Origin of the sequence: Saccharopolyspora soli (genome assembly GCF_022678645.1) — a bacterium.
Classification (GTDB): Bacteria; Actinomycetota; Actinomycetes; order Mycobacteriales; family Pseudonocardiaceae; genus Saccharopolyspora; species Saccharopolyspora soli.
Map to the genome: position 1 here is coordinate 26,219 of NZ_JALBWV010000046.1, position 13,040 is coordinate 39,258.

Here is a 13,040-nt window from a genome sequence, read left to right on the forward strand (position 1 = left end):
GTTGATGGCCCGCGGCGGCTCGCCGGAGCACCTGCCGTCACCGGGGGTGAACCGAGTGCGGAATGTCGCCCTTTTGGGGGGTGACGGCACCGCTGCGGCTGGGCATGGCACCCTTGGGAGGGCCGACCCTGCATTACCCAGCGGGTACGGCTGCGCACGTACGCCCCGGTAGCGCCGGATAGCCGGGCGATGACCAGGAGTGGCTGAGTGGAAGACTTCTTCTCTTTCATCCTCTACCCGGTGTCGGCGATCTTGTGGTTCTGGCACAAGGTCTTCGGCTTCGTGCTCGGGCCGGACAACGGTTTCGCCTGGGCGCTGTCGGTGTTCTTCCTGGTGTTCTCACTGCGCGTGGTGCTGCTGAAACCCGCGATGAGCCAGCTGCGCGCCGGGCGCAAGATGGCGAAGTTCGCCCCGCAGATCCAGAAGCTGCGGGAGAAGTACAAGGGCGATCGCCAGCGCATGGCGCAGGAGATGCAGAAGCTGCAGTCCGAGCACGGGGTGAACCCGCTCGGCGGCTGCCTGCCCGCCTTGCTGCAGATCCCGGTGTTCCTGAGCCTGTTCCACGTGCTGCGCAACTTCACCCCCGGTGCGCAGAGCAACTTCATCTTCGACCGGGCAGGCGTCGAGTCGTTCATCAACGCCGACATCTTCGGCGCCAAGCTGTCGAACTGGATCACCCAGCCCGACGCCGAGCTCGCGCTGTTCGGCACCGACCGGACGTCCATGATGATCGTCGGCATCCCGCTGATGCTCGTCGCCTCGGTGGCCACCTTCTTCACCATGCGGATCTCGGTGCGCAAGCAGACCGACGCCGCGATGGCCAACCCGCAGTCGGCGATGATGGCCAAGTTCATGATGTACATCGCGCCGGTCGGCGCGATCGTCTCCGGCTGGTTCCTGCCGATCGCGGTGCTGCTGTACTGGCTGGCCAACAACGTCTGGACGCTCGGCCAGCAGCACTTCCTGACCAAGAAGATCGACCGCGAGCAGGAGCGGGAGAAGGAGAAGGAGATCGCGGCCAAGAAGGCCGCGCCGCGGCCGAAGCCGGGGCAGAAGCCGGTGCGGCCCGAGGACAAGGCCGAAGAGGTCGAGGAACCGGCCACCGCGACGGCCGCGGAGTCCGGCAAGCAGGTGAGCAAGAGCAGCAACGGCCAGCGGCCCGGCGGTCGGCCGGGCACCAAGAAGAACCGGCCGGGCAGGCAGGCCGCAGCGACGAAGAAGGGCCGAAAACGTCGCTGACCTCGATAGCGAAAGGGCCGGTGGTCGGGTGACCACCGGCCCTGCCACGTGCGGGGTCAGTTCGGGGTGGCGATGACGATGCGGTTCTCGTCGTAGCCGAGGTCTCCACCGACGTAGCGACCACCGCAGGTCACCAGCACCAGGCGGTGCGCGCCGCCCTGGCCGAACAGCTCACGCGCGCGGTCCGGCAGCTCGTCCTTGTGCACGGTGATGACCTCGGACACCTGGTACCGCCATTCCCGCCCGGCATCGTCGACGACGGTCACGAGCTGGCCGGGCCGGGATTCCCACAGCTCGGCGAACGGCCCGACGGAGCCCTTCCAATTGACGTGGCCCGCGAGCACCGTCGCGCCCTTGGGCGCATCCAGTCCGGCGCCCCACCAGGTGGCTTCCCCGATACCGTTCGGGACCGGCAGCGTCCCGGACCGGTCGAGCTCCTTTCGCACGAGTTCCGCTGTGCCGCCCTGCGGCAGCCGGATCGTGCCGGGCGGCTGCCCGGCAGGCACGTGCACCGGCTGCACGGGCAGTGCCTGCGGGGCGACGGCCGCTGCGGGGGCCGTTTGCTGGTCAGTGCTGGTGAACAGGACTCCGGTGACTACGACCGCAACCGCGACCAGCCCGATCGCCCCCGCCGCGACCAGCGTGAACAGCCAGCGGCGAGGCGCGCTCACCGCTTCCGCCCGCTGTCAGCGATCCGCCGTCGCAGCGCGAGCCCACCGGCCACCGCGACCACGGCCAGGCCGCCCAGCCCGAGCAGCCCGGCGGGCACGCCGCTGTCCGGCGCGGTCGGGTCACCGGCCGGGATGCGGATCGGCACGGTCGGCGTGTTCGGCTTGTTGACCAGGGTCAACTCCAGGGTCTCGCCCGACTTGAGGGTGCCGGTCACCGAGGGCGGGTTCGCCGGATCGAAGGCTTCCTCGTAGCCGCGTGCGGGCGCGACCTCGGTGAGCTTGACGTCCTGCGGAGTCCGCAGGTCGGGCACCGTCGCGGTGCCGTCCGCACCGGTGACCACCACGGCGGGTTGCCCGTCAGCACCCAGCAGCGGCGTGCCGTCCTGGCGCAGCGCGGGCGAGCCGTCGGTCGCGGTCACCCGCAGCGCGACTCCGGCGATGCCTGCCTGGCTCTCCGCGTCGACCTTGCCGACGTGCACGGCGCCGGGCGCGGTCACCGCTGTCGTGGCGGCCTCGACCGACAATTCCTGCTCACCGCCGGTGGAAACGACACGCTGCGTCGTGTCGGGCTGGTTCACGGCCTCCCGCACGTAAGGCCGTTCGGCGGGTGCGGACAGCGTGCCGGTGATCTTCGGGTTCGGCCCGGTCGGCGTGACCTTGAGCACCAGCGGGCTGCCGTCCTCCGGCGTGGTGACCACGCCATCGGAGGCCAAGCCCTCGATCTTCGCATCGGTGAGCGAGAGCTCGACCGGGACACCGCCAACGCCCTCGTCGTCGGCCCGCTGCACCGTCAGGGTCCAGTCGGCGGTCTGGCCGATGGTCTGCTGGCCTTCAGGGGCGGCCAGCTCGGCCTCCCACGGCCCCCGGTTCGCCTCGGCCTCCGCCTCGAGGGCGTCGACGGCGTCCTTCGCGGCCTGCGGCAGCTTGGCGTAGTGGCTGTCGGCGTCATACGCGATCCGGGTGAAGTCGTTGTCCGGGTCCAGGTCCGCTTGGCTGCGCGGCGCGGCGGTCCAGGAGTGCAGCAGGTGCGCGAGCGCGGCGGCCTCGTCGGGGGACTGGGTGTTGCCGTAGCGCAGCAGCAGGTAGGAGATGTTCGCGGCCACGTCAGCCGGAATCGATGTGCCCCATTTGGTCTTGAGCTCGTCGCCGGGCCGGTACTCCTCGCCGCTGTCCGGTGCGGTCAGGGCGAACTGCACGCACCAGACCTGCTGACCGTTGACCAGGTAGGAGCCCAGCCAGTCGCGGGCACGCTCCCGACCGCCGTAGGGCTGGCCGGGTCGGGTCTCGTGTCCGATGGCCTCCTGCGGGTCGGCGCTCGCGGCGCCGGGTGTGGCCAGCAGGGTGCCCCCGGCGAGCACGGCGGTGCCCAGCACCGCCATGAGCCATTTCCTGAACATGCGCATGCAAGCTCCAGTTCCGGTGGTGGAGGTGGCGGCGTCGCGTGCTCGTTCCGCGAACCCCGACCAGGAGCGACCGACGCCGGAGGCGATACTTCCGATCACGGAGTGTGGCGACAAGAGGCCATCTGGCGGACCTTTTCGGTTACTCTGCGGTGACTCCGCGCCGAAGATCGCGCACTGGTCGTTGGTGTTGATCACCCGTTGGGCGGTAGCCGACGGAATCCGGGGTGTATTGCGTTCACCGGGCGCAGCGCCGCGCGATGGTTGCCAACGCGATGTGATCGTTACCGTTCGCGAAACCGATACCGAGTAGTTTTGCACCGCGGTGGGGCTGGGTGAGATCGGCGGGTAAAGTCAGCTTTACCGAAGCGGGAACCGATCAACGCCCCCGATCGTTGTTCCGAATGACGGCGCAAGGCACGCCCAGGAGGATGAGTTGCGCACAACGAGCAACCCCGCGTTCCGCAACCTGCCGACGTCCGGCGGTTACGCGAACTTCAACTACGGCCAGGGGCAGACCGCGCCCTACGGCCAGGCGCCGTCTGCACCGCCGCAGACCGCGCGTCCGATGACCATCGACGACGTGGTCACCAAGACCGCGATCACCCTCGGCTTGGCGGTGATCACCGGAACGCTGACCTACCTGGTCGGTCCACCGGCCGTCGGGCTGGCGCTGCCAGCGGCGCTGATCGGTCTGGTGATCTCGCTGGTCATCGTCTTCAAGAAGAAGGTGAGCCCGGCGCTGGTCATCGCCTACTCGGCGGTTGAGGGCGTGTTCCTCGGCGGGATCAGCTACCTGTTCGGCTCGCTGTTCGACCCGGGGATCATCATCCAGGCCATCGCGGGCACCGTGGGTGTCTTCGCGGCCATGCTGGTGGTTTACAAGACCGGCGCGATCCGGGTGACTCCGAAGCTGACCAAGTGGATCATCGGCGCGGTCGCGGGTGTCGCGGTGCTGATGCTGGTGAACCTGATCGCCAGCTTCTTCACCCCCGGTGGTCTGGGGCTGCGCGACGGTGGCGGGCTGGCGATCGCGTTCAGCCTGCTGTGCATCGGGATCGCGGCGTTCAGCTTCCTGCTCGACTTCGACGCGGCGGACAAGGCGATCAAGGGTGGGGTGGACGCCAAGTTCGCGTGGTACATCGCCTTCGGCTTGATGACCACCCTGGTCTGGCTGTACCTGGAGATCCTCCGCCTCCTGTCGTACTTCCAAAGCAGCGACTAACGAACCCGAACGGGAAACGGGGCGCCACCGTCCAATGCGGACGGAGGCGCCCCGTTTTCGCACACCCGATCGAACGATCTTTTCGAGGTGAAGGGCACCTGTGACCAAGTAAGCCGGTCACAGGTGCCCTTCACTCACCACCCAATCGTGAAATCGGCTTGCCAGTCGCGGCGCTACGCAAACCGAGCCCAGAACTAAAAAAATCAGGAAAGCCGTTCCAGGACCATTGCCATGCCTTGGCCTCCACCTACGCACATGGTTTCCAGGCCGTAGCGCTTGTCGTGCCACTGCAGCGAGTTGATCAGCGTTGTGGTGATCCGCGCGCCGGTCATGCCGAACGGGTGCCCCACCGCGATGGCACCTCCGTTGACGTTCAACTTCTCCAGTGGGATGCCCAGATCCCGGTAGGACGGGATCACCTGGGCCGCGAACGCCTCGTTGATCTCCACCAGGTCGATGTCGTCGATGCTCAGGCCAGCCCGCTTCAGGGCCTGCTTGGACGCCTCCACCGGGCCGAGGCCCATGATCTCCGGCGACAGCCCGGTCACCCCGGTCGACACGATCCGCGCCAGCGGCGTGAGGCCGAGCTGTTCGGCCTTGGTGTCGCTCATGATCACCACAGCGGCGGCGCCGTCGTTGAGCGGGCAGCAGTTGCCCGCGGTGATCCGTCCGTCCGGGCGGAACACCGGCTTCAGCGCGGCAACGCCTTCCTTCGTCACGCCCGGCCGGGGCCCGTCGTCGGCGTCCACGACGTTGCCGTCCGGCGTGGTGATCGGCGTGATCTCGCGGCTCCAGAAGCCGTTGGCGATCGCCTTTTCGGCCAGGTTCTGGGACCGGACGCCGAAGTCGTCCATCTCGTCCCGGCTGATGCCCTTGAGCCGGGCGAGGTTCTCGGCGGTCTGCCCCATCGGGATGTAGACGTCCGGGATCTTCTCCAGCGTGCGCGGGTCCGTCCAGGAGTCCGCGCCCTGCTCGGCGACCTGCTGCGTGCGTGCCTGTGCCTCGGCGAACAGCGGGTTCTTGGTGTCGTCCAGCGAGTCGGAGCTGCCCTTGACGAACCGGGACACCATCTCGACCCCGGCGCTGATGAACACGTCGCCCTCGCCCGCCTTGATCGCGTGCAGGGCCATCCGGGTGGTCTGCAGGCTCGACGAGCAGTACCGGGTGACGGTGGTGCCGGGCAGGTGGTCGTAGCCGAGCAGCACGGCGACCACGCGCGCCATGTTGTAACCCTGCTCGCCACCGGGCAGGCCGCAGCCCAGCACTAGGTCGTCGATCTCGGCCGGGTCCAGTTCGGGCACCTTGTCCAGCGCGGCGCGGATGATCTGCGCGGTGATGTCGTCCGGCCGGATGTCCTTCAGCGAACCCTTGCCTGCTCGGCCGATGGGGGATCGCGCGGTGGCGACGATGACTGCTTCGGGCATGGGAACTCCTTCGTTCGCGGTCGTGCGCGGCAAGACCAGCTCGGCCATTCACGACCGCCTCGGGCGACATGGCCTACCGATCGGTCACGTTAAGGCCGCGACCCCATCTTGGCGGTGATCGCAGCCCTCCGACAAGGGGCAAACCGACCGGTCAGTACGTGGACTCCCAGGGGCGTTTCGCCGTCGAGCGGATGGTCACGCGCTGGCGCGGCGGTGCAGGCGGCGGTTGAGGCGGGCCACGATGCGGCTGGTCGGGCGGCGTGCTTCGGCCGCCTCGGACCGGGTCGGGGCCAGCGGCAGCGGGCCGCCCTCCCACTCGCCGATCGCCGCGCACATCGCTGGCAGCAGAATCCTGGTCGCGGCTTCGTAGCCCGCCGCCGACGGGTGGAACCGGTCCGGGCTGAAGAATTCACCCGGCCGGGCCAGGAACTCCGGCGACAGCAGATCGGCCAACGGCACCGCGTGCCCACCGGCGGCCTCCACCACGCGCCGCTGGGCGCGGCCGAGCGTGAGGCTCCAGTGCCGCGCGATGGAACGCAGCGGCTGCGGGATCGGCCGGATGGCCCCCAGGTCGGGGCACGTGCCGACGACCACCGCCACCCCCTCGGCGACCAGCCGACGCACCGCGTCGCCGAGCAGGTCGGCGCATGCCGACACCGGCAGTTTGGAGGTGACATCGTTGGCGCCGACGATGATCAGCACCAGCTTCGGCGGGCGGACCAGCGCGGCGTCCACCTGCGCGGCCAGCTCCTGCGTGGTGGTGCCGACGATCGCGTGCGTGGTCAGCGCAACCGGCCGCTCCAGTTCCTCGGCGAGACCGCGGGCCAGCCGCACACCGGGCAGCTCAGCCGGGAAGTTGACGCCGAGCCCGGCTGCGGAAGAGTCGCCGAGCACCACGAGTTCCAGCGGCTCCACGCCCTCGGGCAGCTCTCTGCGCGGCACCGGGCCGATGCCCTTGGGCAGGTGGATGCCATCGGCGCGCAGCGGCTCGTTGGATGGTGGACCGATCACTCGGCGGGCGTACCGGGATTGCCCGTTGAGCAGCCCGTACGCCGCCCCCGAAAGTCCCCCAGCGGTACCCGCTGCCAGCAACGCGAGTCGGAGAGCCTTCGCCGCGATCATTCGGCCTCCCTCACCAGTCCCGCAGCCGGATTCCGGCCGCACCAACGGGGATGGAAATGGTCACCCATGCCGCCCCGAGCCCGCGCGGCGAACTGCCCCGTCATAGGCAAGACGCGGCGCGGGCCGAATTCGTTCCCTGGCTGTGTGTCGTACTCATGGTCCCCTGGGTTAGCCGGTGACCAGGCGATTAGGCTCGACGTCACACCCCGCTGAACAGCAGTTGCGAAGGATTGAGGACGGACGTGCACTACGTCGAACACGTCACCGAACTGGTGGGCAACACCCCGCTGGTGCGGCTGAACGCGGTGGCCACCGGGCAAACCCCGGTGCTGGCCAAGGTCGAGTACCTGAACCCGGGCGGCAGCGTCAAGGACCGCATCGCGCTGCGCATGATCGAGGCGGCCGAGGAGTCCGGTGAGCTGCGCCCCGGCGGCACCATCGTGGAGCCCACCTCCGGCAACACCGGAGTCGGACTGGCGATGGTCGCCCAGCGCAAGGGTTACCACTGCGTGTTCGTCTGCCCGGACAAGGTCAGCGAGGACAAGCGCAACGTCCTCAAGGCGTACGGCGCGGAGGTGGTGGTGTGCCCGACGGCGGTGGCGCCGGAACACCCGGACTCCTACTACAGCGTCTCCGACCGCCTGGTCAAGGAGATCGAGGGTGCCTGGAAGCCGGACCAGTACTCCAACCCGGCCAACCCCGAATCGCACGTGCACTCCACCGGCCCGGAGATCTGGGAGCAGACCGGGGGCAAGGTGACGCACTTCGTGGCCGGTATCGGCACCGGCGGCACCATCTCCGGCACCGGCGCGTACCTCAAGAAGGTTTCCGGCGGGCGGGTGCAGATCATCGGCGCGGACCCGGAGGGCTCGGTGTACTCCGGTGGCGGCGGGCGACCCTACCTGGTGGAAGGTGTCGGCGAGGACTTCTGGCCGACCACCTACGACCGGGAGATCTGCGACGAGATCGTGGCGGTGTCCGACGCCAACTCGTTCGAGATGACCCGGCGGCTCGCCCGTGAGGAGGCGTTGCTGGTCGGCGGTTCCTGCGGGATGGCGGTCGCGGCGGCGCTGGAGATCGCCAAGCGGACCGGCCCGGACGACGTGATCGTGGTGCTGCTGCCGGACGGCGGCCGCGGCTACCTGGGCAAGGTCTTCAACGACTCCTGGATGGCCTCCTACGGCTTCCTCTCGCCGGACCACGGTGGCGGGTCGGTCGGCGATGTGCTGCGCCGCAAGGACGGCACCATCCCGGACCTGGTGCACGTTCACCCGAACGAAACTGTCGCCGAAGCGGTGGCGATCCTGCGGGAGTTCGGTGTGTCGCAGATGCCGGTGGTGAGCGCGGAGCCGCCGATCATGGCCGCCGAGGTGGTCGGCGCGGTCAACGAGCGCGACCTGCTGGAAGGGCTGTTCGCTGGCCAGACGAACCTCGCGGACCGCGTTGAATCGCACATGTCGCCGCCGCTGCCGACCATCGGCGCGGGCGAGGGCATCAGCGCCGCGTTGGCCGCACTGGCCGGTGCCGACGGGGCCATGGTGTTGATCGGCGGAAAGCCCGCCGGTGTGGTGACCCGGCAGGATGTTCTCGGATTTATCGCTGGTCGATGACGAGTTGTTACGGAACGGCACTACGCTGCTGGCGCATCAGATAGCGTGTGCTGACGTATGCCCAGGACTTTGCTTCACGCCCCGAGGGAGTAGGACACCCGATGAGCTCTCCGCAGCCGCCGGACGGCGGTCAGCAGGGTTCGGACCAGATCTCGAACCGGATGGACCCGCAGGACCCCAACCAGGCTGGCAGCGACGCGACTCAGGTCGTGCGACCAGTGCAGTCGCCGGGCGCGCAGCCGCCGTCTGACTCGACGCAGGTCGTGCCGCCGTCGATGCAGCCGCCGCAACCGATGTACCAGCAGCCCGGTCTGGCCGGACAGGGCGGCGCCGAGGCGACCGCGATGGTGCCGCCGTCGATGCAGCCGCCCCAGCCGATGTACCAGCAGCCGGGCACCCAGAGCCAGCCGGGCGGTTTCCCGGCCCAGCCGCAGCAGCCGGGCACGCCGGGTGGCGGCTTCCCAGCCCCGCAGGCGCAAGGTCCCTACGGCGCCCCACCCCCGCAGGCCCCTTACGGCCAACCTGCTCCGCAGGGCCAGGGCAACGCTGGGTTGGCGAAGACGGCCGCGATCCTGGGCATCGTGTTCGGTGCGCTGGGCCTGATCTTCGGCCTCATCAGCATCGTCGGTCTGGTCGCGTTGTCCGGCCTCGCTTCGCAGGCCGAGGAGTACGGCGTCGACATCCCGCCGATGGGTCTGATGTACGCGCTGGTGGCGATCAGCTTCCTGGTGGCCATCGCCTACCTCGTCGGCGGCATCCTGCTGCTGAAGCGCAAGCCGATCGGCCCGCTGCTGGTCGGCGGTGCCGCGGCTGTCGGCGTGCTGGTCAACCTGATCAGCACGATCATGTACCCGGGCTTCACCGGTGTGGTCGGCATCCTGTTCGGCATCGCGCTGGCAGTGCTGGCCTTCCTGCCGGGCACTCGGCAGTGGGTGGCCGCCGGTCCCGGCGCGCCAGCTCCGGCCGCGGCCGGAGGCTACGGTCCGCCGCCGGGTGGCTTCGGCCAGCCCGGTCAGCAGCCGCCGCAGCAGTTCGGTCAGCCGGGTCCGCCGCCGCAGCAGTTCGGCCAGCCTGGCCAGCAGCCGGGTGGCTTCCCGCCGCCGCCCGGCGGCCAGCCGCCGCAGCCCCCGCAGTGGTGACGAACTGATCTCCCGAAGCGGCCCCGTGACCTGCCCGGTCCGGGGCCGCTTCGCTGTCCTCGGGCGCAGGCATCCCGTTCCCGGCTTATCGGGGTCCAAATTTCCCTGAAATTGGGAAGGCGGCGTCTCGTGCGCATCCCCTGGATGCGGTTGGCCGCGCGGGTCGTACGCTGCTCCACATGAGTGACGGCTTTGCCACCCGCGCTATTCATGCGGGCCAGGAGGCTGACCCGACCACTGGTTCGGTCATCGTGCCGATCCACGCCACGTCGACCTATGCCCAGGACGGGGTGGGCGGTCTGCGCGCGGGTTACGAGTACTCCCGCACCGGAAACCCGACCCGCACCGCGCTGGAGGAATGTCTGGCCGAGCTGGAAGGCGGCCGACACGCCCGTGCGTTCGCCTCGGGCATGGCGGCCACCGATGCGGTGCTGCGGGCGACGCTGCGTCCAGGCGACCACCTGGTCATCCCCGACGACGCCTACGGCGGGACGTTCCGGCTGGTGGACAAGGTGCTGTCCGGTTGGGGCATCGAGTACACCCCGGCCCAAGTGTCCAATGTGGATTCAGTGCGGGCGGCGATCCGGCCCAACACCAAGGTGATCTGGGTCGAGACGCCCACCAACCCGCTGCTCAACGTCGGTGACATCGCCGCACTCGCGCAGGTTTCCCGCGATGCGGGCACGAAGCTGGTCGTGGACAACACCTTCGCCTCGCCGTACCTGCAGCAGCCGCTGGAGCTCGGCGCGAACGTGGTGGTGCATTCGACCACCAAGTACCTCGGCGGGCACTCCGACGTGGTAGGCGGCGTGGTGATCACCTCGGACGACGAGCTGGCCGAGCAGGTGGCGTTCCTGCAGAACGGCGCGGGCGCGGTGCCCAGTCCGTTCGATGCCTGGCTGACGTTGCGCGGGATCAAAACCCTCGCGGTGCGGATGGAGCGGCACAGCGCCAATGCCGAGCGGATCGCCGCCGCGCTGGTCGGGCACCCGAAGGTCGCGAAGGTGTACTACCCGGGTCTGCCGCAGCACCCCGGCCACGAGGTGGCGGCGAAGCAGATGCGCCACTTCGGCGGGATGATCTCGTTCGCGCACGCCGACGGCGAGGAGGCGGCGATCGCGGTCTGCGCGCGCACCCGGCTGTTCACCTTGGCGGAGTCGCTAGGCGGGGTCGAGTCGTTGATCGAGCACCCCGGCCGGATGACGCACGCGAGCACGGCGGGCTCGATGCTGCAGGTCCCGGCGAACCTGGTCCGCCTCTCGGTGGGCATCGAAGACGCGGACGACCTGGTCGAAGACATCCGCACGGCCCTCGGCTGACCCCCGGACCGCCCGCCGACTCGGCGGGCGGTCCCAGGCCCAACTACCGCAAGCAACGACGCTGCGGGGCTCGTCGGTCCCGGAAGCAGGACCGGTGGTCTGGTTTGCGCCGATTGGGAAGGTTGCTCCTGGGTAAAAACGTTCTGCCGTGGGCTGTGCGGGTGGCGGTTGTCGTCCGTTGAGCGGACTCCGGGTCAGCGTTCGAGGGCTGGGTCAGTGCTGCCGAGCGGGCGGACTTCGGTTGGGTGGCGCGGGCTGACCGGGAGGTCGTCGGACTTCAGGCAGCCGCCGATCAGTTCCACCACGCCGTCCTCCGCGCGGTACACACCCGGCTCGTCGCAGCCCGAGTTCAGAACCGCCAACACCGCCGCTCCGGACAGTGCTGCGGCGGTGACAATACCGGTGACCAGCGGGAACGCGCGGTTCGTTGGGGTCAGCCGCGTCATGCTACCTCCCGTGTGTGGCCCCGACGCCGACATCGCGCGGCGGCTCCCGCACCCGAGCTGGTGTTCGCGAGTGATCGCATAGCCCCCTCCGCGACAGCCTCCCCCGACAGCCCTTTCGCGACGGCCCTCCTCCGATGATGCCGTCAAACCGCGGGCATCCGACCGCTTCTTCGAGGGTACCGAACGTCCAGCCCGAGTAACCCGCGATTCGCGGTGGCACGATTGGCGCATGCGGCTGGTCGATTTGGACCAAATCCGGGCCGCGAGCGAGGAGCTCGCCGGGGTAGCGCGGCGAACCCCCATCGAGCATTGCCGGGTGCTCGGCGCGCATTGCGGCGGCGAAGTCTTCCTCAAGTGCGAAAACCTCCAGCGCACCGGCTCGTTCAAACTCCGCGGCGCCTATGTCCGACTGCACGCGCTGGACGAGGTGCGGCGCGCTGCCGGGGTGGTCGCGGCAAGCGCGGGGAACCACGCGCAGGGCGTCGCGCTCGCTGCATCGTTGCTCGGCATTCCGGCCACGGTGTTCATGCCCGAACGCGTTCCGCTGCCCAAGCTCGCGGCCACCAAGGCGTACGGCGCGAACGTCCGGCTGCACAGCGGGACGTTGGCGGAGACGATGGCCGCCGCCGAGCAGTACGCGCGGCGGACTGGCGCGGAATTCATCCACCCCTACGACCACCCGGACATCGTCGCGGGTCAGGGCACTGTTGGACTGGAGATCCTGGAGCAGTTGCCCGCAGTGCGCACCATCGTGGTGCCCACCGGCGGCGGTGGCTTGGTCGCCGGGATCGCCGCCGCGGTCAAGGCCGAGCATCCGCACGTCAAGGTGGTCGCGGTGCAGGCCGAGCAGGCGGCGGCGTGGCCCGTTTCGCTCGCGGCGGGCAAACCGGTGCGGCTGGCCGAAACCCCGACGATGGCCGACGGCATCGCCGTCGCCGAGCCCGGTCCGGTGCCGTTCGCGCATGTGGCCGAACTGGTCGATGGCGTGCTCACGGTCAGCGAGGAGGCCCTGTCGCGGGCCCTGCTGCTGTGCCTGGAACGGACGAAGCTGGTGGTCGAGCCAGCCGGGGTCGCTTCGGTCGCGGCGTTGCTGGAGCATCCCGAGCAGGTCACTTCGCCGACCGTGGCGGTGCTTTCCGGCGGCAACATCGATCCCTTGCTGCTGCTCCAGCTGATCCAGCACGGCATGACCTCGGCGGGCCGCTACCTGTCCTTGCGCGTGCGGCTGCCGGATCAGCCCGGTTCGCTGGCGGGCTTGCTGGCGAAACTGGGCGAGCTGACCGCGAACGTGCTCGACATCGAGCACTCCCGCATCTCCGGGGCCTTGGCGCTGGGCGAGGTCGACGTCGAGATCTCCCTGGAAACCCGTGGCCCCGAGCACCGCGAACACGTCGTCGCCGAACTCGAATCCGCGGGTTTCACCGTCGTCGCCAAGCGCTGACCGC

Annotated in this window: 11 protein-coding genes; 6 read left to right on the forward strand and 5 right to left on the reverse strand. The window is 69.4% G+C overall.

What is annotated here, in order from left to right:
* Positions 1-207 precede the first annotated feature (207 nt).
* Positions 208-1,239 carry a membrane protein insertase YidC gene (gene yidC, locus MOQ72_RS29550; RefSeq protein WP_242189013.1) on the forward strand — a complete coding sequence of 344 codons (1,032 nt, stop codon included), beginning with the start codon at positions 208-210 and terminating at the stop codon, positions 1,237-1,239.
* A 56-nt stretch (positions 1,240-1,295) separates the two neighbouring features.
* Here the strand turns inward: yidC and MOQ72_RS29555 are convergent, their stop codons facing one another.
* Together MOQ72_RS29555 and MOQ72_RS29560 are read right to left on the reverse strand one after the other, a co-directional pair.
* A complete protein-coding gene (locus MOQ72_RS29555; RefSeq protein ID WP_242189014.1) occupies positions 1,296-1,910 on the reverse strand; it encodes a class F sortase in 615 nt (204 codons plus the stop codon).
* Positions 1,907-3,307 (reverse strand): MSCRAMM family protein, encoded by a 1,401-nt coding sequence (locus tag MOQ72_RS29560; protein ID WP_242189058.1) that lies wholly within the window; start codon positions 3,305-3,307, stop codon positions 1,907-1,909. Before MOQ72_RS29560 ends, MOQ72_RS29555 begins: the two co-directional genes overlap by 4 nt.
* Positions 3,308-3,746: 439 nt before the next feature.
* On the opposite strand from MOQ72_RS29560, the gene MOQ72_RS29565 reads away from it, so the two are divergent.
* Positions 3,747-4,535, forward strand: a complete 789-nt coding sequence (locus MOQ72_RS29565; RefSeq protein ID WP_242189015.1) for a Bax inhibitor-1/YccA family protein — start codon at positions 3,747-3,749, stop codon at positions 4,533-4,535.
* A 203-nt stretch (positions 4,536-4,738) separates the two neighbouring features.
* On the opposite strand, the gene MOQ72_RS29570 is transcribed toward MOQ72_RS29565, so the two are convergent.
* Positions 4,739-5,959 carry an acetyl-CoA C-acetyltransferase gene (locus tag MOQ72_RS29570; protein WP_242189016.1) on the reverse strand — a complete coding sequence of 407 codons (1,221 nt, stop codon included), beginning with the start codon at positions 5,957-5,959 and terminating at the stop codon, positions 4,739-4,741.
* Between the two features lie 195 nt (positions 5,960-6,154).
* Positions 6,155-7,081, reverse strand: a complete 927-nt coding sequence (locus MOQ72_RS29575; protein ID WP_242189017.1) for an SGNH/GDSL hydrolase family protein — start codon at positions 7,079-7,081, stop codon at positions 6,155-6,157.
* A gap of 242 nt (positions 7,082-7,323) precedes the next feature.
* Between MOQ72_RS29575 and MOQ72_RS29580 the strand changes: the two genes are divergently transcribed.
* From MOQ72_RS29580 to MOQ72_RS29590, 3 genes are all read left to right on the forward strand, one after another.
* Positions 7,324-8,691: a cystathionine beta-synthase gene (locus tag MOQ72_RS29580; RefSeq protein WP_242189018.1), complete on the forward strand. Its 1,368-nt coding sequence runs from the start codon at positions 7,324-7,326 to the stop codon at positions 8,689-8,691.
* Between the two features lie 101 nt (positions 8,692-8,792).
* Complete coding sequence (locus MOQ72_RS29585; protein ID WP_242189019.1) at positions 8,793-9,830, forward strand: UbiA prenyltransferase family protein; 1,038 nt, start codon at positions 8,793-8,795, stop codon at positions 9,828-9,830.
* 179 nt (positions 9,831-10,009) lie between these two features.
* Positions 10,010-11,149, forward strand: coding sequence for a cystathionine gamma-synthase (locus MOQ72_RS29590; protein ID WP_242189020.1), 1,140 nt, complete (start codon positions 10,010-10,012; stop codon positions 11,147-11,149).
* Between the two features lie 194 nt (positions 11,150-11,343).
* Here the strand turns inward: MOQ72_RS29590 and MOQ72_RS29595 are convergent, their stop codons facing one another.
* Positions 11,344-11,595, reverse strand: coding sequence for a hypothetical protein (locus tag MOQ72_RS29595; RefSeq protein ID WP_242189021.1), 252 nt, complete (start codon positions 11,593-11,595; stop codon positions 11,344-11,346).
* Between the two features lie 229 nt (positions 11,596-11,824).
* Between MOQ72_RS29595 and ilvA the strand changes: the two genes are divergently transcribed.
* Positions 11,825-13,036, forward strand: a complete 1,212-nt coding sequence (gene ilvA / locus MOQ72_RS29600; RefSeq protein WP_242189022.1) for a threonine ammonia-lyase — start codon at positions 11,825-11,827, stop codon at positions 13,034-13,036.
* Positions 13,037-13,040 lie beyond the last annotated feature (4 nt).

Bases quoted from the DNA above. Each gene is read 5' to 3' on its own strand.
- MOQ72_RS29560 (WP_242189058.1), bottom strand. From the start codon at position 3,307: ATGTTCAGGAAATGGCTCATGGCGGTGCTGGGCACCGCCGTGCTCGCC.
- MOQ72_RS29570 (WP_242189016.1), bottom strand. From the start codon at position 5,959: ATGCCCGAAGCAGTCATCGTCGCCACCGCGCGATCCCCCATCGGCCGA.
- MOQ72_RS29575 (WP_242189017.1), bottom strand. From the start codon at position 7,081: ATGATCGCGGCGAAGGCTCTCCGACTCGCGTTGCTGGCAGCGGGTACC.
- MOQ72_RS29585 (WP_242189019.1), top strand. From the start codon at position 8,793: ATGAGCTCTCCGCAGCCGCCGGACGGCGGTCAGCAGGGTTCGGACCAG.
- MOQ72_RS29590 (WP_242189020.1), top strand. From the start codon at position 10,010: ATGAGTGACGGCTTTGCCACCCGCGCTATTCATGCGGGCCAGGAGGCT.
- MOQ72_RS29595 (WP_242189021.1), bottom strand. From the start codon at position 11,595: ATGACGCGGCTGACCCCAACGAACCGCGCGTTCCCGCTGGTCACCGGT.
- ilvA (WP_242189022.1), top strand. From the start codon at position 11,825: ATGCGGCTGGTCGATTTGGACCAAATCCGGGCCGCGAGCGAGGAGCTC.